Raw genomic sequence first — 22,764 nt, forward strand, 5'->3', positions numbered from 1 at the left:
CATCAAAAGGGGGAGACCTGAACCAGCGTCCCCCCCCCTTTTTTTTCTCATCTCTGAGTGCCTCATTCGACGCTTGCTGGCGCAAGCTCGCAGCACGCGCCGAAGCTCAAACTAGGCTCAGGACTTCTCACTCCCGGCAGCCTCGGCTTTTTTCGCCGCGAACGGATAGGCGCTGCCGCCCTTGCCCTTGGCCGGAATGAACACCGACAGCAGCATGGTGGTGACCAGGATGCCAAAAGTAACCGATAGCGACAGGACCACGGGGATCTTGTAGAAATCGACGATCAGCATCTTGATCCCGATGAAAGCCAGCACCAGTGCCAGACCATAGCTGAGCAGGTGGAAACGCTCATGCGCGCCAGCCAGCAGGAAATACATCGCCCGCAGCCCCAGAATGGCAAACACATTCGAGGTCAGCACGATGAACGGGTCGGTGGTGATGGCGAAGATTGCGGGAATCGAGTCCACCGCGAACACCACATCGACGATCCCGATCAGCGCCACCACGATGGCCAGCGGAGTCGCCATGCGCACGCCCTTCACGAAGGTGAAGAACTTCTCGCCGTCATAGTCCGGCGCGATCCGCACCTTGCGGCGAATCCAGTTGAGCGCCGGATTGTTGTCCAGATCAGGCTCCTGTCCGGCAGCCCACCACATCTTGATGCCGGTAAACAGCAGGAATACGCCAAAGACATACAGGATCCAGTGGAACTGGGCGATCAGCCAGGCCCCCACCAGAATCATCACCGCACGCAGCACCAGGGCCCCCATCACCCCGATCATGAGGACCCGTTTCTGAAACTCGGCAGGTACTGCGAAATAGGTGAAGAGCATCAAAAATACGAAGACGTTGTCCACCGCCAGGGCTTTCTCGATCAGATAACCCGTCGTGAATTCGATGGCCTTGGTATTGGCCAGCTCTCGCGCGGCGGCGTCATCTCCCAGCCCGCCGAGATACCACCATAGCCAGCCCATGAACAGGAAGGAAACCGCCACCCAGACCAGTGACCAGACGCCCGCCTCACGCATCGAGACTCTGTGGGCGCCTTGGCGGCTGAGTGCAAAAAAATCCAGAACAAGCGCCAGGAGGACGAATAGCGCGAATAGCGTCCACATCAAAGGCGTACCAACAGTCAGCATGATTTGTTATCCAGTGGAGAAGAGTCTGTGTGACTCAGTACGAAGCAGGATTCGGCTGGTAAGGCTTGTCCGGCCGAAGCGTAGGAATGAAGGGTTTGGGGCTGCGTAAAACATTGGCCAATTGCAGATCCCATGCATCCAGCGCTGCCCACAACAGGATGGCTTCGCCCGAATGCACAAGCTGGTCGGCCCCGATCACGCTCAGCGCTGCCCGGCACAGGCTGCGCTGCAATTCCGGCTGATCAATGTCTGCCAGCAAACGAGCGATATCGCCGGGCCTGAATTCAAGCTTGAAGTCAGGCCCCACCCGCTGGCTGCGCTGCGCGTCTTCGCAGAAATCGCCCAACACGGTATCGATGAGGTCGCGATCAATCCCCAGCTTTCTCAAGGCCGGAAAATGATCCAGGACGGCCAGCTCAAGCCGGTCCAGATCTCCATCCGCAAGCGCCGCTAAAACGAGAAAACGGGCGGCGGCTTGAGGGCTGTTCTTCGCATAACTACGCATCATTTTTCTCCTTCGATTCAATCAGGTCATGCCACTCATTCATCATTACCGCCCATACCAAGCAGGCTCAGCAGACTGGTAAAGAGGTTGTAGATCGACACATACAGACTCACCGTCGCCATGATGTAGTTTGTCTCTCCGCCATGAATGATGTTGCTGGTCTCATACAGGATCATCCCGGCCATCAGCAGCACCACGACCGCCGACACCGCCAGTGCCAGCCCTGGTACCTGGAAGAACATGGCGCCAAGCCCGGCCAGAAACGCGACCACCATCCCCACGAACAGAAAGCCACCCATGAAACTGAAGTCCCGCTTGGTCGCCAGAACCCAGGCCGACAGGCTGAAAAAGATCACGGCTGTTCCGCCCAGTGCCATGGCCACGATCATGCCGCCGTCCTGCATGGCGAGCGTGCGATTGATGATCGGACCGAGGGTGTAGCCCATGAAACCGGTGAGGCCGAACACCGACAGCAGCCCCCAGCCGGAGTTGGCGAGTTTTGCGGTCAGAAAGAACAGGCCGAAAAAGCCACCCAGCGTCAGCAGCAACCCGGGGGCCGGCAAGGCCAGTGCAGTACTGAGACTCGCCACCACCGCGCTGAACAGAAGCGTCAGGCCCAGCAGCGCATAGGTATTGCGAAGTACGCGATGCGTGCCGAGCAGCGATGCACCCCCTGCCAGCGTGCCCGTTCTGTAGGCAGAAATACCGTTTGTCATGCTCACACTCCTTTGAGAATCAAGAATCTTCAAACCAGCTCGGCCTCGGCCGGGATGCGCTCACTGCGTGCCGCATAGCGCTGGCGTGCCTGGCGCTCCAGCCGCCGCACTACCGTGCGCCCGGCCCTCGCCAGGCTGCGGTCCAGCACCTGGTACAAGTCAGCGCCCAACTCCTCCACCACGACGGAGCCCGGCTGTTGCAGGCTGATCTGCACCGTGCAGGATTTATCGTCACCACCTTTGGGGCCGTTGATATCCACCAGGCTGATGCTCACACGTGCGATCCGCCCCGCGAGTCGCCCTAGAGTGAAGCGCACACGCCGCTCGGCGTGCTCACGCAAGGCCTGGCTCACATCAATCCCGCGAAACTGGATGTCGATATGCATGATCTGCTTCCCTTTCAAGAGATGTCGGTATTGACATGCCTCACTCTAGGCGCAGAGACTTCCATTGAAAATTCGGATTATCAAAACAGATACTCCGAAAAAACGGGAATATAGAAATGACCAACTACAAGCATCTGCACTACTTCTGGATGGTCGCGAAATCAGGCGGCCTGCTCCCGGCGAGCGAGGCGCTACACACCTCGCAGCAAACCCTCAGCGGACAGATCAAGCAGCTGGAGGATCGCTTCGGCAAAGCTCTTTTTCAGAAGCGCGGGCGCAAGCTGGAACTCACCGAAGCCGGCAAGACTGTTTTCAGCTTTGCCGACGAGATCTTTTCGCTCGGCGCCGAGATGGAACAGGTTCTTCGCACTGAAACCCCGTCCGGGCGAGCCATCGAGTTCCGGGTCGGCGTGGCGGATGCCCTGTCCAAATCCATCGTCTACCACCTGCTGGAACCGGCCATGCGCCTGCCGGAGCCAGTACGCATCGTGTGTCGGGAATGGAAGCTGGACAGCCTGATGGCCGAACTCGCTACCCACCGACTGGATCTGGTGATCGCCGACAGCCCGATCCCCACAGGCCTCTCGGTCAAGGCCTATAACCACAAGCTGGGGCGCTCCGGCCAGAGTTTCTTTGCGGCGCCACAACTGGCGGCCCGTTGCACAGGCAGCTTTCCGGCCACGCTCAACGGCATGCCGATGCTCATGCATGGCGACGACTCCGAAGTCCAGAAACAGCTCGACCGCTGGCTCGAGAGCGAGCACCTGTATCCAAACGTTGCCGGCGTCTTCGACGACAGTGCACTGCTCAAGGCCTTCGGTCGTGAAGGTCACGGCATCTTTGCGGCCCCCACGATTCTGGAAGCGGAAATCATCAGTCAGCACGGTGTAAAACTGCTGGGGCGTACAGCGGCCATCTGGCAGGATTTCTATGCCATTTCGATTGAACGGCGGATCACCCATCCCTGCGTGCTCGCCATCTGCAATGCCGCACGTGGCGAGCTATTTGCTCCAATGTGACACGCAGGCCTTGCGTGCCTCCTCCAGCCCCCGGCAAGGCGGTCAACGGTGCCGTGCCGAAGAGCACGTTGCCCAGCAGGGTGTAGATGATCAGCAGCAACAGCCCCAACTCCAGTGCCAGCCCGGCCAGCAACAAAATGCCAGAGTGGCAACTGCAGAGGGCAGCAGACGAAGACATTCGCCATCTGCGCCCGCACGATGGCCATGAGGCAAGCCGTGGTCGCCTGCAGATAGAGCGGATCGCGTGGCGCCAGAGCAGTGTGCGGATGATCGCCGGTGACCATGATCGCGCGCAGCCTGGCACCGTGGCAGGGCTGCACCTCCTTCGCGGCGGATCTCCCGGCCCGAGCAGGCCACACCGATGCAGGCCCTGCTCCACGCTCACGCAAGGCTTCCAGGCGCAGGCCAGCACACGCAGGCTGCGATCGGCCATGTCGTTCTGCGCGCGCTCGAACATCTGCCGCACCGCCGCGTCCAATGGCAGCAAGGCGTCGCCCTTCATCCAACCGATGCATCCTAACTGAATCGACGCTTCGGGTAGTTCATCAACGCTTAGTCCACAATCCTTGCCTAACGCCCGCCCAAAGCGCGAGATAATCTGCTCCATGCCGCTCAAAAACCCCCTCTTCCGCCAGCACGCCTTCCTGTCTTTCTGGGTGTCGCGCATCTTCACCACCATGGCCAACCAGATGCTGATGGTGGGCGTGGGCTGGCAGATGTATGACCTCACCCACAGCGCCTGGGATCTGGGCCTGGTGGGCCTCGCGCAGTTCCTGCCGGCACTCGCGCTGACCCTGGTGGTCGGCCATGTGGCCGATCGTTTCGACCGCCGCCGCGTGCTGGGCCTGTGCCTTGTGGCGCAGGGACTGGTGGTGCTGGCAATGGTATGGGGCACGCTTTCTGGCTGGATCAGCCGTGAACACATCCTGCTGGCTTCCGTGGCGCTGGGCGCCGCCAAGGCCTTCCAGATGCCCACCCAGCAGGCGCTGGCGCCGCTGCTGGTGCCGGCCGAAATCCTGCCGCGCGCACTGGCCTTCAACTCAGCCGGCGCCCAGTTCGCCATCATTGCCGGGCCAGCTGCGGGCGGCTTCGTCTATGTGGCGGGTGCCGAGACGGTGTATGGGCTGTGCGGCCTGCTCTTCCTTACGGCGCTGATCTTTCTGGCCCGCGTGCGCTATGACCATGCACCGGCCGTCTCGCGTCAGCCGGTGAGCTGGGACAGCCTGTTCGCGGGCATCCGCTTCATCTGGCAGCGCAAGCCGGTGCTCGGCGCGATCTCGCTGGACCTCTTCGCGGTGCTGCTGGGCGGCGCCACCGCACTCCTGCCGATCTATGCGCGCGACATTCTTCATACCGGCCCCTGGGGCTTGGGCATCCTGCGCGCTGCGCCGGCCGTTGGCGCGTTTGCAATGTCGATCTGGCTGACCCATCACAGCATCGAGCGCGGTGCAGGCAAGCTGATGTTCGGCTCGGTGGCCGTGTATGGGCTAGCGACCCTAGTGTTCGGGCTATCGACGAGTTTCCTGCTGTCACTCGCGATGCTGGCGATTTCGGGCGCGGCGGACATGATCAGCGTCGTAATCCGCCAGTCGCTGGTGCAACTTGAAACGCCAGACGAGATGCGCGGCCGGGTCAGCGCGGTGAACTCGATCTTCATCGGCGCTTCCAACCAGCTCGGTGAGTTCGAGTCCGGCGCCACGGCAGCCGCCTTTGGCGCGGTCGGCTCGGTGGTGCTCGGCGGCCTCGGCACTCTGGGCATCGTCGCCCTGTGGATCCGGCTCTTTCCGCAACTGGCCCAACGCGAGCGCCTGCAGGCCTGAACCTAATCATCTTTTCCATGACACACCACGAAGCAAACGACGAATCCCCCTCCATCCACGAAGACCGCCTGTGGGTGGATCGCGGCTGGACTGCCCGCGTGATCAAGAATCAGGATGACGACGGCTGGGCCGTCGAGATGATTCTCGACGGCGAACCGGAACCCGCACTGGTCGGCCCGTGGACCATGGGACGCGATAAGAAAAACCCCAAACCGCTGGATGCCACAGCCTTCAGCACCCTGGTGAAAACCGCATCAGAAGTGATCCGCCGTCACGAGCAGCATCTGCATGCGATGCTCAATAAGCGTCTCTCCGTAAGCACCGACGACGGGGTGGTCGAAGTCTCGCTCTGCATCGTGCCGGACGAGGACGCCCCCTACGCCACACTGTCCGCACATGATGCCGCCGGCGAGCTGCTCGCCGAGCTACGGGTGGGGCCGGACTTCCGGTTCAGCCAGACGACTGCCCGTGCCTGGATTGAAAGCGACTTCCGGCAGCCCGGGCGCTAGGCCTGGAGCCGAAGCGGCCGAATGACAACGCAAAAAGCCGGGCACGCCCGGCTTTTTGCTGAGTGCTGCACGCGCTAAACCGCAGCGCCGTTAGCTGGCCGCTTTGCGACTGCGCGAGCGGGTAGCCACGGCAACAGCCTTGGCCGCAGGTTTGGCCGCGACCGGTTTGGCTGCTGGCTTGGCTACAGGCTTGGCAGCCACCAGGTTGCGTGCGGCGACTGCCGGGGCTGGCGCAGCGCTCGGCTTGGCGGCCGCACTGGCCTTTACTGCGGACTTGGGCGCAGGCTTCGGCGCGGCCTTGCTGGCAGCCTTGGCGACGACAGGCTTCGCCGCCGACTTGCTGGCCGCCCTGGGCTTGGCTGCCGGCTTGGTTGCGGCTTTGACAGGCGCTTTCGCTGCAGCCTTCGGTGCAGCTTTCGGCGCACCCCGGGCCACTGCAGGCTGCGCAAGGCTGGCACGGATCTTCGTGATAATCGCCTGCTGCGACGGATCCAGACCATGCTCAATGAAGCGCGGGTCAGCAGCCAGTGCATCGAGCAAAGCCAGGTAACGGCTGCGCTCGTCGGCATTGCTGAGGAGTTTCGGCAGGCTAGCCAGGGCACGCGCGGGCTCGTAACGGCAAATGATTTCCTGCACCCCGCGAAGCTGGCGCCAGTCAGCCCGCGCCATCTTCGGCAGCAGGTGAGCATAGCTCTCTTCGAGATCACGCTTGAGCTCGATCTGCTCCAGCAGGAAGGGTTGGCCGTGGCGCTTGATCAGGGCCGCCGTACGCACCAGCGCTTCGGCATAACCGCCGCGCTCGATGGCGGCCAGCGCCTCCTTCACCACCGCCAGCTGGCGAGGCTCGGTCACCACTTGCGGCACTTCGCGATCGGGGTCTTCCACCCCCATCAGGAACAGGTTTCCGTAGAGTTCGAAGAAGGATTTTTCGGTCATGCCATCGCGCATGTCACGATAGAAATCGAGCAGCGAACTCATCATGCTGGAGCCGAAGCGCTCAGCCTTTCTCAGCGGCGCATCTGCCGGCACGGCGCGGCGCTGGGCCTTCACCTGCGCAGCCACCGGCCCCAGCCAAGCCATCATCGGATTCAGGTCGGAGAGGATCCAACGCTGCAGGCGCAGCGGGTGCAGGGTCCGCAGAGCCTGGGCCATCGGCTCGTTGGCAATCATTTTCACCCAGGGGCGCACGAACATCTCGTAGCTGCGCTGGTTGTGCTTGGAAATCTCGGCCACGGCCTCGAAGATGTTCTCGTCCTTGCGCCCCACCTTGTTGAGGCGCTGGGAGATGTCTTCCAGACGGTGCTCGACGAACTCCACCGAATACTCAATCTTGCCGCCGGCGCCCTTTTCTTCATTGATTTTCATGGCATACAGGCCGGGCGGCAGGCTTTCGATGGACTTCATCACCTCGACGATCTGCGCATGCTCCTTCTTCGCCACCTTGCCGGAAACGAAGATGCCGAGGTGACCGATGTTCTCGTGCAGCATGCCAACGATCACCTGGCCGTTGGCCTTGATGTCGTCGGTGGAGGCATACACGTCAGCCACCCAGTTGAAGGCCTGTTGCGGAGGGGTGATGTTGTCGCCCATCGAGGCGAACAGGATGATCGGCGAGCGGATCGCGCGCAGGTCCAGGCGATCGCCGTCACGCGCACGCAGATCACCCTCCCACAGGGTGTTGCCAACGAAGAGATTGCGCACGATCCACTCGATTTCTTCGCGGTTCATCAGGAAGAATCCGCCCCACCAGCGCTCGAATTCGAGGAAGCGCGGCGGCTCGGTATCGATGTTGGCAAACACGTGGTAGTACTTGTCCCACATCGAATTCGAGGGGTGCAGGTTCTCGAAGTTCTGCACCAGCCAGGCGCCGTCGAATACGCCGTTACCCAGATCTGCCGTCAGCGACGAGAGCCAGCTACCGCCCAGCATGCCGCCGGCGTAACGCATCGGATTGTCGCCCTCGCCTTCCTTGAAGGCGCCGCCCCAGTAGGACATCGGTGCGCCGTTGATCACGATCGGGCCGGTATCTTCCGGATTGCTGGCAGCCAGCATCATCGCCGCCCAGCCGCCCTGGCAATTGCCCACCAGCACTGGCTTGGGGCTGTGCGGATGCAGGCGGCGCACTTCGGCCACGAAGCGGCGTTCGGCCTCACATACGTCAAGCAGAGTCTGGCCTGGTTCGGGCTTCGGATGGAAGGACACGAAGTACACCGGATGGCCTTCGCGCAAGGCCACGCCAACCTGTGAGTCATCCTTGAAACCACCGATGCCGGGGCCGTGACCGGCACGCGGATCGATGATGATGTAGGGCCGCAGCTTCGGATCGATCTTCACGCCCGCCGGCGGGATGATCTTCAGCAGCATGTAATTGACCGGTGTTTCAAACTTGCGTGCATCCAGCACCACTTCGTAATCGAAGTGCAGCAGTGGCGGCTGGCCGGCCTTCACGTGCTCAAGATAGTTGTTGCCGCGCTGGCGCAGGGTGTCCATGAAAAGCACGGAGCGCTGCGCGAAATCCACCACGTAATCGCCATAGCCACTCCAGAACTCCTGCGGCGTGATCTTGCCGCCCATGGCGTCGGCAAGAGCCTCCTTGAAGCGCGCCGTGGCCTGAGTGTTGGCAAGCTCACTGCGGCGGGAGAAGAGGTGGGAGGACTTCTGATACAGCTCGAAGCTGTTGCGTAGCTGCTGGGTGAATTCGGTGAACATGCGGATCTCCGACAAGGAACGGAAAGCGGTTCAGGCGGCAGGTACGGCACAACGCAAAGAGCCTGCCGGGAGTATGCTGCGCAGCAACAATACGCCTGTTTGTTTGAGCCTGACACCGCACACAAGTACAGCGTCGGGCACCAGCCAGGGGCTGTATCCGGATGCTCCGGCACCATCGGCGGGAATGCCGCAGGCACAGGCGCCTCCGAACCAATGCGTATCCTCTTTCACTTCAGCTGCTTGACGCCCCGGGCACAGGCCCTGCATCGTTCCAGGGATGAACCCCAGCCCCCTGCCCCAAGCCAGTGCCGACGAGCACGATGCCGTACAACGCGTCGTGAAGGTAAGGCGCGACTACAACACCTGGGTCGCCAGTGAAACCATCGAGGATTACGCCCTGCGCTACACCCCCAAGAGCTTCCGCAAGCTCTCGGAATGGCAGGTTGCCAATACCGCTTTCGGGGCCGCCGCCTTCCTCGTGCTGGAGGCCGTGGGCGCCACCTTGCTGGTCAATTACGGCTTCACCAACGCCGCTCTGGCCATCCTGGCCACCGGCATCATCATCTTTCTGTGCGGCACGCCGATCAGCCTCTACGCCGCTCGCTACGGGCTGGACATGGATCTGCTCACACGCGGCGCGGGCTTCGGCTATATCGGCTCGACCATAACCTCACTGATCTACGCCAGTTTCACCTTCATCTTTTTCGCCCTTGAGGCGGCGGTGATGGCCTACGCACTGGAACTCGCCTTCGACATCCCGCCCGCCTGGGGCTACCTGATCTGTGCTCTGGTGGTGATTCCGCTGGTGACCCACGGTGTCACCGTGATCAGCCGCCTGCAGCGCCTCACCCAGCCGGTGTGGCTGATCCTACTGGCCCTGCCCTTTGGCTTCGTGCTGGCCAAGAACCCCGGCGTGCTCGGCGAACTGGCCGCTTATCCCGGTGCGAATGGCCTCGGCGCAGGCTTCAACATGCATCTGTTCGGCGCCGCACTTACGGTGGGCATCGCGCTGATCACTCAGATGGGCGAGCAGGTGGACTACCTGCGTTTCATGCCCGCGCAGACGGCGCAGAACCGCAAAAGCTGGCTCGCCGCAGTGCTGGTCGGCGGGCCGGGCTGGGTGCTGATGGGCGTGGCCAAGATGCTCGGAGGTTGCCTGCTGGCTTATCTTGCACTGCGCAATTCGGTGCCGGTGGACCGGGCCGTCGACCCGAACCAGATGTATCTCGTGGGCTTCGAGTCCGTCTTCAGTCATCCAGGTTTGGCGGTGGCGATCACGACTGGTTTCGTGATCATTTCGCAACTCAAGATCAACGTCACCAATGCCTACGCCGGTTCGCTCGCCTGGAGCAACTTCTTCGCCCGCCTCACCCACAGCCACCCGGGCCGCGTGGTGTGGATGGTGTTCAACACCGCGATTGCCCTGATGCTGATGGAGCTGGACGTATTCCAGGCCCTCGGCCAGGTGCTGGGCCTGTATTCCAACATCGCGATTGCCTGGCTGGTGGCCGTGGTGGCGGACCTCGTCATCAACAAGCCGCTGGGCCTGTCGCCGCCCGGCATCGAGTTCAAGCGCGCGCATCTGTACGACATCAATCCGGTCGGCGTCGGTGCCATGCTGATCGCCTCCACGCTTTCGATCCTTGCCTATCTCGGTGTCTTCGGCGCCAACGCCCAGGCCTTTGCCAGCTTCATCGCACTGGCTGCCGCCCTGATCAGCTCACCACTGATTGCCTGGGCCACTGGCGGCAAGTACTACCTCGCCCGTCCGGCCGTGCCCGCTGCGGCCGGCACCCTGCGCTGCGTGATCTGCGAGCGCGAGTACGAGAGCGAAGACATGGCGCGCTGCCCGGCCTACCAAGGCCATATCTGCTCCCTGTGCTGTTCGCTGGACGCCCGCTGCCATGACCTGTGCAAGCCAGACGCACGCCTCTCCGCACAGTGGTCTGCCGGCATGCGCCGCCTGCTGCCGCGTTCGCTGTGGCCTTACATCGACAGCGGGCTGGGCCACTACCTGCTGCTGATGGCTGCAGTACTGGCCGGCCTCGCCGCCCTGCTCGGCGTGCTGTACTACCAGCAGGCCCAGACCCTTGTCGACCCGGTCTTGATGCCTGCCATCCGCAGCACCTTCACCAAGGTCTTCTGCGTGCTCCTGCTCGCCTCCGGCATCATTGCCTGGTGGCTGGTGCTGACCCACAAGAGCCGCCAGGTGGCGCAGGAAGAATCGAACCGCCAGACCCATCTCCTAATGCGCGAGATCGAATCCCACAAACGCACCGACGAAGCCCTGCAACAGGCCAAACAGGTTGCGGATGCGGCCAACCAGGCCAAGAGCCGTTACGTCACCGCGATCAGCCACGAGTTGCGCACGCCGCTCAACTCCATCCTCGGCTATGCCCAGATTCTGGAGGATGACCCCACCATCCCCAGCCACCGCCAGCAGGCCATCCGCGTGATCCGGCGCAGCGGCGATCACCTGCTGTCGCTCATCGAAGGCACCCTGGACATCGCCCGCATCGAGGGCGGCAAACTCAGCCTGGAAACCCGCGCCATCGACTTCAGCGCCCTCCTCGAGCAACTGGTGCAGATGTTCAGCCTGCAGGCCCAGCATAAAGCGCTGACCTTCGATTACCAGTGCCTCGGCGAGCCGCCTGCCGTGGTGCGGGCCGACGAGAAACGTCTGCGCCAGATCCTCATCAACTTGCTGGGCAATGCAGTGAAATTCACGCGTGTCGGCGGCGTGAAGTTCCGCCTGCGCCACAGCCGCGACATGGCCACCTTCGAGATCGAAGACACGGGCCCCGGCATTTCTGCCGAAGAACTGGAACGCATCTTCGAGCCCTTCTCGCGCGGCAGCAGCGCCCAGAGCACCTCCGGCACGGGACTGGGCCTGACCATCGCGCGCATGCTCACCGGCCTCATGGGCGGCGAGCTCTCGGTGAAGAGCGAACCCGGCATCGGTACCTGCTTCACGGTGCGCCTGTTCCTGCCGCAGGTGCATGCAGCCCAGGCCGCCCGCGAACTGCCACGCCGCCACTACACCGGCTACCGCGGCGAGCGCCGGCGCATCCTGATCGTCGACAACCAGGCCGACGACCGCGAGCTGCTCGCCAGCGTGCTCGCTCCGCTCGGCTTCGAGCTGGACCAGGCCGCCTCTGGCATCGAATGCCTTGAAGTACTGCCGCGTTTCCAGCCGCACCTGATCTTCATGGATCTGGCCATGCCCGGCATTGACGGCTGGGAAACCATCCGCCGCATTCGTGCTCAGCGTCCGCCGGGCCGCCCCGAGGCTGATCAGTCCGCCTCTACAACAGACGCTACGACCGAAACCAGTGCGCCCTTCATCGCCATCCTCTCGGCCAACGCCTTCGACAAGGGGCTGGAAAACGACGCTGGCGTTTCCCCGCAGGACTTCATCCTCAAGCCCTTCAAGGTGGCAGAACTGCTCGACTGGATCGGACGCACGCTGCAATTGGAATGGATCGAAGCCCCCGCCGAAATCACCGCGCCCTTGCCAGAGGAGAGCAGCAGCCAGCCGCCCCGGGCGCTGCTCGAAAAACTCGATCAGCAAGTCCGCCTGGGCTATGTGCGCGGCATCCACGCAGCCCTCGATGCGATCAGCCAGGCCAACCCGGCGCACGCCGCCTGGGCTCAACCGCTACGCGAACTGCTGGCACAATTCGATCTCGATAGCCTGCAACAGCGTGTGAAGAAAGCCCTCGATGCCGCCGCTTGACCTCGACCGCAGCCGCACCGATCTCGTCCTGATCGTCGATGACGTACCGGAAAACCTCTCCGTGCTGCACGATGCGCTCGATGAGGCCGGCTTCACTGTGCTGGTCGCCATCAATGGCGACTCGGCCCTGGCCCGCGCCCGCCAGAGCCTGCCGGACATCATCCTGCTCGACGCGCTGATGCCCGGCATGGATGGCTTCGAAGTAGCGCGTCGCCTCAAGGCCGACTTTTCCACCCGCCACATCCCGATCATCTTCATGACCGGCCTCACCGAAACCGAGCATGTGGTGGCGGCCTTCAACGCTGGCGGCTCAGACTACGTGAGCAAACCGGTGCGCACCGGCGAGGTGATTGCCCGCATCAGCAGCCACCTGGCCAGCGCCCGCCAGATGAAGCAGGCGCGCAGCGCACTGGACGCCTTTGGCCAGGCTACCCTGGCCGTGCGCCCCGAGAGCGGCCGCGTCACCTGGCAAACACCGCTCGCGCGCCGCCTGCTGGCCGACTACTTCCCGGCCGAAAGCGCTGCCGAACTGGCGCCGCCGCCGCTGCTGCAATGGATCATCCGCACCCTTGATCAGGCGCGCCGCGAACCCGGTAGCCCGCTGCTGCCCCTCAACATCGCCCACGAATCCCGGCGCCTGATCTTCACCCTGCATGATCAAACCGCCGACGGCGAATGGCTGATCGTATTGCGCGAAGAAAACGATGCCGCGCAGATCGAGGCCCTGCTTGCCGCCTTCACGCTGACCCGCAAGGAAGCCGAAGTGCTCTACTGGGTATGCAAGGGCAAGACCAGCCCGGATATCGGCGAAATCCTCGGTTCCTCACCGCGCACCGTGAACAAGCATCTGGAGCACATCTACGAGAAGCTGGGCGTGGAGAACCGTACGGCGGCCGCCAAGCTGGCACTCGAAAAACTGCGCGGCTGAGCGCCGTCCCGCCCCCGATACGAGCCGGAGCTCAGAGCTTGAAGCGCGCCAGCGAATCCCGCAGATCGTGCGCCACTTCCTGCACCTCGCCCGCCTCCTGGGCAATATCTCGGGTGGCTGCGGTCGCCGAGTCCGCCCGGCAGGACACCCGGTCCACATGACTGGCGATCTCGCCCGTCACCGTACTCTGTTCGCTCAGGGCGCCGGAAATGGCTTCCACCACCTCCCCCACGCTATGCGTCTGGGTGTTGATCTGAGCCATCCGGCTACCGGCCTCACCCGCATGCGCCACACCGGCTTCGACCTTGCCGACCGCCTGCTCGATGGTATCCAGCACACTCTGCTTGGCCGCGCGCATGTCGTCCATCATCTGGTTGATCTCGTTGGTAGCCTTGGTCGTACGTTCGGCCAGCTTGCGCACTTCGTCAGCCACCACGGCAAAGCCGCGCCCCGTTTCACCAGCCCGTGCTGCCTCGATGGCCGCGTTCAGGGCCAGCAAATTGGTCTGGTCGGCGATCTCCTTGATGATGTTGACGACCTGGGCGGCACGCTCGGACTTTTCGCCCAGCTCCTCGACCCGCTCTGCCGCCTGCGAGATCACCCCGGCAATCGCACCCATTTCGCTGACCGAATTCTGCACCACCTGCCCGCCCTCGGCCGCCGCCGTCTGCGAGGCCGCAGCGAGACGCCGCGCTTCCGCCGCCTCTCCGGTAATCATGCTGATCGAGGCGTTCATCTCCTGCATTGCCGTGGCCATGCTCTGGGTAGCTTGCCCCTGCTCGGCCGCATCGCCGGCAATCGCCTGCACCGAGGCATTCAGCCGCGTCACCAGTGCAGCCAAACGACCCGAACCCTGGCTCACGCGCTGCAGCGATTCGCGCAACTGATCCTGCATCGTGGCCACCGCCTGAATCACCGGGCTGGCCTCGCGCCGCGCGGCATCGAAGCGATAGTCGAGGCGGCCGGCGCTGACTTCCAGCGCGAAGCGGGAGACCTCGGCTGCGTCCAGCACCATCGCGCGCAAGCGCAAGGCCACAAAACACAGCACCACGGTTTCCACCACCACATACACCGCATGCAGCACCACCAGCCCGACTGTGCCGGGCTGCGGGAACACATATACGCCCAGCCCGCCGGCCTGCAGCCACGAGAACAGCACGTGATGCACCGCAATCAGCCCGGCCGCAAACACCGGCGGCTTCCAGTCGCAGTACAACACCAGAAAGGCCAGCAGCACGAAGATGCCGAAGTGGGCCTCGATCATGCCGCGCGCCTGATGAATCATCAGTCCTGAGAAAATCATGAAGGCCGCCGCCACTGCCAGTCTGGCGATCAGGCCGCCCGGCTCCAAACGGATCAGGGCCAGTGGCACGACGAGGGCCGGCACGCCCAGCAGAAGCGCCGGCAACCAGCTGCCATTGGCCACGGCAAGGCCCAGGCAGACCAGCAGTAACAGGCCCAGCACCCCAGCCAACAACCCATCGGCCCGGGCCCGAAAAGCCTGCAAGGCCTGTTGCTCGGAATTCTGTGCAGCGGATGGGTTCATGTGAGCGGCTCCTGTGGTTTGCGTACTTCAGCCAGTAGCCACCCTGCACAGGATGCCGCGCAGAGCCGCTTCGTACTCAACATAGAGCAGCCCGCCGAAACTGGCACTGAGCCAAGCGGCTAGCAGGGTCCAACGGGCAGTACGGGTACGCAGCAAGTCGTGCATGACAGTGCGGATGACAAAAGAGGGAGGCCACGCATTTATCGGCAGTGCGGACTCCTCGCTTGAATGCCCAACAGTGCGCGCGCTTCTTGCATAAGCTGAAGATAGGTTCTGCCAAGGAGACTTGCCATGCCCGAGTTGCCCTCCCGCCCGCGCGGCGTGCTGATCGATCTGGCCGGCGTGATTCACGTCGGTGATCGTGCCCTGCCCGGCACCATCAACGCCTTGGCGCGCCTGCGTGCAGCCAAGCTGCCACTGCGTTTTCTCACCAACACAACACGCAGTCCGCGCGCCAGCGTGGTCGGCAAGCTGCAGGCGATGGGCTTGGGCATCGCGCCGGATGAGGTGATGACGGCGGTGCATGCCACGCACCAATATGTACAGCGTCACCACTTGCATCCCTGGCTGCTGATTCACCCGGACATTGCCGCCGAAATGGGCCCCAGCGCCGCCGCACCGGATGCCGTGGTGCTCGGCGATGCGGCCGATGGCTTCAGTTTTGCCGCCATGAACCAGGCCTTCCGCCTGCTCAAACAAGGCCTGCCGCTGATCGCCATGGCCCGCAACCGTTTCTTCCAGGAAACCGACGGACTCACGATTGACATGGGCGCTTTCGTCACTGCCCTGGAATACGCCGCAGACGTACAAGCCACCATCATCGGCAAACCGGCTGCAGCCTTCTTCGAGGCCGCGCTGGGCGAACTGGGCATCGGCGCGCAGGAGGCCGTGATGATCGGTGATGATCTGCGCGACGATGTGCAAGGCGCCCAAGCCTGCGGGGTTGCCGCCATGCTCGTACGGACCGGCAAATACCGGCCAGCCGATGAACAGGCAGCAGGCGAGCGCCCGGCACTCGTCTGCGATGACTTCGCGGCCGCCGTCACGGCCATCCTGGCGCGCGTCTGAACATACGCCCCGGCCCAAGGAGTAAAAAAATATCAAGTTAACCCACTGGCGCTGAAAAATTCATAAGCTGGCCTCGCTTGCATCGCAGCCCATCCAGCTCACATGAACCACGCTTCCGGCGCCCTCCTCGCCCCGCCCGCCGACGCCCTCTTCAATGAAGGGGTGGCTCTGATGATGGCGGGTACCCGTACCCAAGCCGAGGGCTGTTTCCGCCGCGCGATCAGCCTGCAACCGGAATTCTCGCAAGCCTGGGTGAATCTGGGCCTGCTACTCGATCAGGGCGGCGAGGCGACAGAGGCCGAGCACTGTTATCGCCACGCCCTGGAGCTGGGCGAGCGCAGCCCGCAACTGTTCCTGAACTACGGCGCATTGCTGGCAGCCCGCCAGGACTTCGAAGCCGCCATCGCCACCTATCGCGAAGGCATCTCCAGCGACCCGCACACCCCAGCCCTGTGGTCCAACCTCGGCGCACTGCTGGTCAGCCTGCGCCGTGATGCCGAAGCCGAAGCTTGCTTGTACACAGCCCTCGAGCATTCGCCGGACTACCCCAGCGCCCGCTACAACCTGGGCTACCTGCTCCTGCGCCAGGGCAATTTCGACGAAGGCCTCAGCTACTTCGAGGCACGCGACTGGTATGCCGGCCTGGAGAATGTTCTCGGCGACACCCTTGGCATCCGCCGCTGGCAGGGAGAAGCACTGACGGGAAAGTCCATCCTGATCACCTGCGAGGCCGGCCATGGCGACATGATCCAGTTCAGCCGCTATGCGCGCCTGCTCAAGGCACGCGGTGCGGCACGGGTCGAACTGCTATGCCACCCGGGCCTGCAGCGGCTCTTTACCACGCTGGCGGGTATCGATCAGGTGCTGCCCCTCGACCACCCGGTACATCTGGCGAGCTGGGACTTCTGGTGTCCTCCGCTGAGCCTGCCCCGCTACTGCGGCACCAATGCCCGTAGCATCCCGGCCGCCACGCCCTACCTGCATCCGGATGCTGCGGACAAAGCGCGCTGGCAACGCGTGTTGCCCAACGGTGGCCTGCGCATAGGGTTGGTGTGGCGCGGCAATCCGAAATTCGAGAACGACCGCGAACGCTCCCTTCCGCACCTGCTGCATCTCGCGCCGCTGTGGTCAGTCCCCGGCGTGAGCTTCGTGAGCCTGCAGAAAGGCACTGGGGAAGACGAGGCGCATACCGTGCAGACCGCCTGCCCGATCACTCCGCTCGGCCCGCAACTGCGGGACTTTGCTGATACCGCAGCCGTGATCGCAGGGCTCGATCTCGTGATCAGCGTGGATACGGCGGTGGCTCATCTGGCCGGTGCGCTGGGCAAGCCCTGCTGGGTCATGCTGCCGCATTTCAATACCGACTGGCGCTGGCAGCTGGAGCGCGACGACAGCCCCTGGTACCCGGGCATGCGCCTGTTCCGTCAGCCCAGCCATGGCGACTGGCGCAGCGTGGTTGACGCACTGGTCGTCGCGCTGCAGGCCTTGCCTCAACGCCCGTCGCGCTGAGCACTACGCAGCGCCTACGCACTCTGACGTATTCAGCTCCCGAAGCTGACTCCCTAAAGTGGCACCACGCGATCAGGAAACGGTCGCCTGCACACCACCACACACTCAGGGAGCTTTCACATGCAATCTCGTCGCAGCTTCATCAAGATCTCGGCGCTGTCTGCCGCCATGGCCGTCGCCGGCTTTGCCTCCTTCAGCGCCTCGGCCGCTGACACCATCAAGGTGGGCGTGCTGCACTCGCTCTCCGGCACCATGGCCATCTCGGAAACCGTGTTGAAAGACACCGTGCTGATGGCGATTGAAGAGATCAACGCCAAGGGCGGCGTGCTGGGCAAGAAGCTCGAACCGGTCGTCGTCGATCCGGCTTCCAACTGGCCGCTGTTCGCCGAAAAGGCCCGCCAGCTGATCTCCAAGGACAAGGTCGCCGTCACCTTCGGTTGCTGGACTTCCGTCTCCCGCAAATCCGTGCTGCCGGTCTATGAAGAGCTGAACAGCCTGCTCTTCTACCCGGTGCAGTACGAAGGCGAAGAACTCTCCAAGAACGTGTTCTACACCGGTGCTGCGCCCAACCAGCAAGCCATTCCGGCCGTCGAGTACCTGATGAGCAAGGACGGTGGAGGTGCCAAGCGCTTCGTGCTGCTGGGTACCGACTATGTGTATCCGCGCACCACCAACAAGATCCTGCGCGCCTTCCTGAAGAGCAAGGGCGTGGCCGATGCCGACATCCTGGAGGAATACACCCCCTTCGGTCACAGCGATTACCAGACCATCATCGCCAAGATCAAGAAGTTCTCCTCTGAAGGCAAAAAGACAGCTGTGGTCTCCACCATCAATGGCGACTCAAACGTGCCCTTCTACAAGGAACTGGGCAACCAGGGCCTGAAGGCAACCGACGTGCCGGTGGTGGCTTTCTCGGTGGGTGAAGAAGAACTGCGCGGCGTGGATACCAAGCCGCTGGTCGGCCACCTGGCCGCCTGGAACTACTTCATGAGCATCAAGAACCCGACCAACACGGCCTTCGTGAAGCAGTGGAGCGACTACGCCAAGAAGAACAACATCGCCGGTCACAAGGACAAGCCGCTGACCAATGACCCGATGGAAGCCACCTACATCGGCATCAAGATGTGGGCGCAAGCTGTCGAGAAGGCCAAATCGACCGACACCGACAAGGTCATCGCCGCCATGGCCGGCCAGACCGTGAAGGCTCCGGGCGGTTTCGTTTCCACCATGGACCCGAAGAACCACCACCTGCACAAGCCGGTGTTCATCGGCGAGATCAAGGCGGATGGCCAGTTCAAGGTCGTGTGGAAGACCCCGGGCCCGGTCAAGGCCCAACCCTGGAGCCCGTTTGTTGAAGGCAACGACAAGAAGAAGGATGAGCCGGAAAAGAAGTAATCCGGTGATCTGAAAGGACAGGGGATGCATGCATCCCCTTCCTCTTCATGCCGGGTGCGCGCAGCGCGCGTGCATCAAGGCAATTCCCTTGCCCTTGCTGCAGCCGGCCTCACCGCCGGACACCCGGGCCTTACGGCCCGCCACGCCTGAATCCTGGATTTTCAAGACCGCCATGACCTTCATGCGCCCTGCCCTTCTTGCCCTGCTGAGCCTGGCTCTCACGCTTGCCAGCCCGCTCGGCCTCGCCAAACCCGCCCCCGAACTGATCCTCCAGCTCGCCACGGGCGACAACGACGCCAAGGTCGCCGCGCTCTATGCAATTGCCGGCAGCGCCGATCCAGAAGCTCTGCCCATTCTCGAAGCCCTGCGCGACGACACGCTCAAATCGCTCGGAGGCAAGCAAGCCATCATTTTTGATGGGGAAACCGCCAGCGATGCCATCAGCGGTGAAAAACTGGCCAAGGTGCCGGATGAACTCGAAGACGTGGTCAGCAATAACCGCGTCACCAATGCACTGGACGGTGCTTTCGCCGCCCTCGCGCTATCCTCGGCCGACCAGAGCGAACGCCTGGAAGCCGTGAAGAAACTGCAGGACTCGGCCAACCCGGCGATCCTGCCCCTGCTGGACAAGGCGCTGGCCACCGAGTCTGACCCGCAGATCGCCAAATTGCTGCGCCTTACCCAGGCTGCCGCCCAGCTGCAACATCCGGACAAGGCCATCCGCCTCGCGGCCATCCAGACCCTCGGTGGCAGCGGTGAGCCGAACGCCAAGGTATTGCTCGGCGCCCTGCTCGAGAAAGAGGGAAGCAGCTATCGTGAAGCCGACGAAGCCCTGCGCGTGGCAGCCCAGCAGGCCATCAACTCGATCAACTCCCACCTCAAGCTGGGTGAAGCCGCAGGCGGCCTGTTCACTGGCCTGTCGCTGGGTAGCATCCTGCTGCTCGCCGCGCTGGGCCTCGCGATCACTTACGGCTTGATGGGCGTGATCAACATGGCCCACGGCGAGCTGATCATGATCGGCGCCTACGCCGCCTACGCCGTGCAGAACCTGATCCGCGCCCACGCGCCGGGGCTCTTTGAGTTCTACCCGCTGATCGCCATCCCGGTCTCGTTCTGCGCCTCGGCGCTGGTGGGCGTGGCGATGGAACGTCTGGTGATCCGCCACCTGTATGGCCGCCCGCTGGAGACACTACTCGCCACCTGGGGCATCAGCCTAATGCTGATCCAGGCCGTGCGCAGCCTCTTCGGCGCGCAGAACGTGATGGTCGAAAACCCGGCCTGGCTCTCCGGCGGTGTACAGGTCATGAGCAACCTGATCCTGCCCTACAACCGTCTGGCCATCATCGCCTTCGCCGTGCTGGTCGTGATCGGTATGGGCCTGATCCTGAGCCGCACCCGCCTCGGCCTGTTTGTGCGCGCAGTGACCCAGAACCGCCAGATGGCGAGCTGCGTCGGCGTGGCCACCCCGCGTGTCGACACGCTGGCCTTCGGCCTGGGCTCGGGCATCGCCGGCCTCGCCGGCTGTGCGCTGGCGCAGGTCGGCAACGTAGGGCCGGATCTGGGCCAGGGCTACATCATTGATTCCTTCATGGTCGTGGTGCTGGGCGGCGTCGGCCAGCTTGCCGGCACCGTGTATGCCGCACTGGGCCTCGGTGTGTTGAACAAACTGCTGGAAGGCTTCGCCGGCGCAGTGCTCGCCAAGATCGCGGTCCTCGTTTTCATCATCATCTTCATCCAGAAGCGGCCACAGGGGCTGTTCGCGGTGAAGGGCCGGTTTGTCGACAATTGAGCGTGGAGCCACAAGTAATGAACAAGACCCTCACCGCCCGCCTCTTCGGCCCCAAAGCCTGGGCTGCACTGGCCGCCTTTGCCGCCGTCACGCTGATTCTGGTCCCCATCCTCAACCTCGTCGTGCCGGAAACAAGTGCCCTGCACCTCTCCACCTACTGGGTGACGCTGATCGGCAAGATCATGTGCTACGCCATCGTGGCACTGGCCATGGATCTGGTCTGGGGCTACACCGGCATCCTCTCGCTGGGCCACGGCATCTTCTTCGCCCTCGGCGGCTATGGCATGGGCATGTACCTGATGCGCGCCATCGGCCGCGAAGGCAACTACCAAAGCGACCTGCCGGACTTCATGGTCTTCCTGAACTGGAAGGAGCTGCCCTGGTACTGGCAAGGCACCGAGCACTTCCTGTGGGCCATGCTGCTGGTGGTGCTGGTGCCGGGCCTCTTGGCCTTCATCTTCGGTTACTTTGCCTTCCGCTCGCGGATCAAGGGGGTGTATTTCTCGATCATCACCCAGGCCATGACTTACGCCGCGATGCTGCTCTTCTTCCGCAACGAAACGGGCTTTGGCGGCAACAACGGCTTCACCGATTTCAAGCGCATCCTCGGCTTTCACATCGCAGCACCGGAAACCCGTGTCGTGCTATTCGGGCTGACCGCCGCAGCCTTGATCGGCTTCCTGTTGCTGGGCCGCTTCATCGTCACCAGCAAGCTCGGCCGGGTGCTCGCCGCGATCCGCGATGCCGAGTCGCGCGTCATGTTCTCCGGCTACAACCCCTTGCCCTACAAGCTCTTCATCTGGACGCTCTCGGCCGTAATCTGCGCGATTGCCGGTGCGCTGTATGTGCCGCAGGTGGGCATCATCAATCCCGGTGAAATGAGCCCGGCCAACTCCATTGAGATCGCCATCTGGACGGCCGTAGGCGGGCGCGGCACCCTGATCGGCCCGCTGATCGGCGCCGGCCTCATCAACGGCGTGAAGAGCTGGTTCACCGTGGCCTTCCCCGAAGTGTGGCTCTACTTCCTCGGCCTGATCTTCATTCTCGTCACCCTGTGGCTGCCACGCGGCGTGGTCGGCCAAGTCCAGGGCTATTTCAGCAAGCAGGAGAAGCGCGCATGAACGCCGCCGCGACAACAGAAAAGAAACCCGGCCTGCCGATCTCCGGCGCCGAGAGCGCCTTCGACCGCGCCGTAGGCCTTGAGCGCCCGGTTGATTCGAGCCAGCTCGATACCACGCACGGCGTGATCCTCTACCTCGAAGGCATCACCGTGTCCTTCGATGGTTTCAAGGCCATCAACAACCTGAATCTCGCCATCGACAAGGGTGAGCTGCGCTCCATCATCGGCCCCAACGGTGCCGGCAAGACCACCATGATGGATGTGATCACCGGCAAGACGCGCCCTAGCGCCGGCACCGCCTACTTCGGCCAGACCATCGATCTGACCAAGCTGAACGAAGCACAGATCGCCCACGCCGGCATCGGCCGCAAGTTCCAGAAGCCCACCGTGTTCGAAGAGCTGAGCGTGTTCGAGAACCTCGAACTCGCCATGAAGACCGACAAGGGCATCTGGTCCAGCCTGTTCTTCAAGCTCAGCGGCGAGGCCCGCAGCAAGATCGAACAGAAGCTGGAGCTCATCCGCCTCAAGGATCAGGCCCATCGCCCGGCTGGTCTACTCTCACACGGCCAGAAGCAGTGGCTGGAAATCGGCATGCTGCTGATGCAGGAACCGCTCCTGCTGTTGCTAGACGAGCCTGCGGCGGGCATGACCGATGAAGAAACCGAGCGCAGCGGCGAGCTGTTCCTGGATCTGGCCGGCGACTACACCCTGGTGGTGGTGGAGCACGACATGGATTTCATCAAGCAGATCTCCGCTCGCAACGGCAAGGTCACCTGCCTGCACGAAGGCAGCGTGCTGGCCGAAGGCTCGCTGGAGCAGGTGCAGAACGATGAACGCGTGATTGAGGTGTATCTCGGCCGCTAGCCGGG

General features: G+C 63.1%; 18 protein-coding genes. 12 read left to right on the top strand and 6 right to left on the bottom strand.

From position 1 onward, the window contains the following. Nucleotides 1-117: 117 nt before the first annotated feature. From C0V76_RS04905 to C0V76_RS04920, 4 genes are read right to left on the bottom strand one after another with little or no spacing between them, the layout of a single operon-like run. Nucleotides 118-1,140: a TerC family protein gene (locus C0V76_RS04905; protein ID WP_101941258.1), complete on the bottom strand. Its 1,023-nt coding sequence runs from the start codon at nt 1,138-1,140 to the stop codon at nt 118-120. Between the two features lie 34 nt (nt 1,141-1,174). Beyond that, nucleotides 1,175-1,648 (bottom strand): hypothetical protein, encoded by a 474-nt coding sequence (locus tag C0V76_RS04910; protein ID WP_143707353.1) that lies wholly within the window; start codon nt 1,646-1,648, stop codon nt 1,175-1,177. Between the two features lie 32 nt (nt 1,649-1,680). Continuing rightward, nucleotides 1,681-2,361, bottom strand: coding sequence for a Bax inhibitor-1/YccA family protein (locus C0V76_RS04915; RefSeq protein WP_101941260.1), 681 nt, complete (start codon nt 2,359-2,361; stop codon nt 1,681-1,683). Nucleotides 2,362-2,390: 29 nt separating this feature from the next. Further along, nucleotides 2,391-2,747 (bottom strand): HPF/RaiA family ribosome-associated protein, encoded by a 357-nt coding sequence (locus C0V76_RS04920; RefSeq protein WP_101941261.1) that lies wholly within the window; start codon nt 2,745-2,747, stop codon nt 2,391-2,393. A 116-nt stretch (nt 2,748-2,863) separates the two neighbouring features. Here C0V76_RS04920 and nhaR point away from each other — a divergent pair, with 116 nt between their 5' ends. The 4 genes from nhaR to C0V76_RS04940 all read left to right on the top strand — a co-directional run bounded on the left by nhaR (nt 2,864) and on the right by C0V76_RS04940 (nt 6,095). After that, nucleotides 2,864-3,766, top strand: a complete 903-nt coding sequence (gene nhaR, locus C0V76_RS04925) for a transcriptional activator NhaR (protein WP_101941262.1) — start codon at nt 2,864-2,866, stop codon at nt 3,764-3,766. A gap of 86 nt (nt 3,767-3,852) precedes the next feature. Then, on the top strand, nt 3,853-4,290 hold the full coding sequence (locus C0V76_RS04930; protein WP_101941263.1) for a hypothetical protein: 438 nt from the start codon (nt 3,853-3,855) through the stop codon (nt 4,288-4,290). Between the two features lie 81 nt (nt 4,291-4,371). Beyond that, nucleotides 4,372-5,586: an MFS transporter gene (locus tag C0V76_RS04935; RefSeq protein WP_101941264.1), complete on the top strand. Its 1,215-nt coding sequence runs from the start codon at nt 4,372-4,374 to the stop codon at nt 5,584-5,586. Between the two features lie 17 nt (nt 5,587-5,603). Further along, nucleotides 5,604-6,095: a hypothetical protein gene (locus C0V76_RS04940; protein ID WP_101941265.1), complete on the top strand. Its 492-nt coding sequence runs from the start codon at nt 5,604-5,606 to the stop codon at nt 6,093-6,095. Nucleotides 6,096-6,185: 90 nt separating this feature from the next. Here C0V76_RS04940 and C0V76_RS20375 read toward each other — a convergent pair whose 3' ends face one another. After that, a complete protein-coding gene (locus C0V76_RS20375; RefSeq protein ID WP_101941266.1) occupies nt 6,186-8,804 on the bottom strand; it encodes a DUF3141 domain-containing protein in 2,619 nt (872 codons plus the stop codon). 277 nt (nt 8,805-9,081) lie between these two features. Between C0V76_RS20375 and C0V76_RS04950 the strand changes: the two genes are divergently transcribed. Both C0V76_RS04950 and C0V76_RS04955 read left to right on the top strand, forming a co-directional pair. Continuing rightward, complete coding sequence (locus C0V76_RS04950; RefSeq protein ID WP_101941267.1) at nt 9,082-12,540, top strand: ATP-binding protein; 3,459 nt, start codon at nt 9,082-9,084, stop codon at nt 12,538-12,540. Next, entirely contained in the window at nt 12,527-13,468 is a 942-nt protein-coding gene (locus tag C0V76_RS04955) for a response regulator transcription factor (RefSeq protein WP_101941268.1), read from the top strand. Before C0V76_RS04950 ends, C0V76_RS04955 begins: the two co-directional genes overlap by 14 nt. Before the next feature lie 31 nt (nt 13,469-13,499). Here C0V76_RS04955 and C0V76_RS04960 read toward each other — a convergent pair whose 3' ends face one another. Then, nucleotides 13,500-15,014, bottom strand: coding sequence for a methyl-accepting chemotaxis protein (locus C0V76_RS04960; protein ID WP_101941269.1), 1,515 nt, complete (start codon nt 15,012-15,014; stop codon nt 13,500-13,502). Nucleotides 15,015-15,305: 291 nt separating this feature from the next. On the opposite strand from C0V76_RS04960, the gene C0V76_RS04965 reads away from it, so the two are divergent. From C0V76_RS04965 to urtD, 6 genes are all read left to right on the top strand, one after another. Then, nucleotides 15,306-16,082 carry a TIGR01458 family HAD-type hydrolase gene (locus tag C0V76_RS04965; protein WP_101941270.1) on the top strand — a complete coding sequence of 259 codons (777 nt, stop codon included), beginning with the start codon at nt 15,306-15,308 and terminating at the stop codon, nt 16,080-16,082. Nucleotides 16,083-16,184: 102 nt separating this feature from the next. After that, nucleotides 16,185-17,591 carry a tetratricopeptide repeat protein gene (locus tag C0V76_RS04970; RefSeq protein WP_101941271.1) on the top strand — a complete coding sequence of 469 codons (1,407 nt, stop codon included), beginning with the start codon at nt 16,185-16,187 and terminating at the stop codon, nt 17,589-17,591. A 120-nt stretch (nt 17,592-17,711) separates the two neighbouring features. Then, nucleotides 17,712-18,986, top strand: a complete 1,275-nt coding sequence (gene urtA, locus C0V76_RS04975; RefSeq protein WP_101941272.1) for an urea ABC transporter substrate-binding protein — start codon at nt 17,712-17,714, stop codon at nt 18,984-18,986. A gap of 28 nt (nt 18,987-19,014) precedes the next feature. Beyond that, the gene (gene urtB, locus C0V76_RS04980) at nt 19,015-20,775 is read left to right on the top strand and encodes an urea ABC transporter permease subunit UrtB (protein ID WP_254048192.1); all 1,761 of its coding nucleotides are present in this window, start codon (nt 19,015-19,017) and stop codon (nt 20,773-20,775) included. Nucleotides 20,776-20,792: 17 nt separating this feature from the next. Further along, a complete protein-coding gene (gene urtC / locus C0V76_RS04985; RefSeq protein ID WP_101941273.1) occupies nt 20,793-21,896 on the top strand; it encodes an urea ABC transporter permease subunit UrtC in 1,104 nt (367 codons plus the stop codon). Continuing rightward, the gene (urtD, locus tag C0V76_RS04990) at nt 21,893-22,759 is read left to right on the top strand and encodes an urea ABC transporter ATP-binding protein UrtD (protein WP_101941274.1); all 867 of its coding nucleotides are present in this window, start codon (nt 21,893-21,895) and stop codon (nt 22,757-22,759) included. Before urtC ends, urtD begins: the two co-directional genes overlap by 4 nt. Nucleotides 22,760-22,764: the final 5 nt, after the last annotated feature.

Source organism: Uliginosibacterium sp. TH139 (assembly GCF_002855595.1).
Classification (GTDB): Bacteria; Pseudomonadota; Gammaproteobacteria; order Burkholderiales; family Rhodocyclaceae; genus Uliginosibacterium; species Uliginosibacterium aquaticum.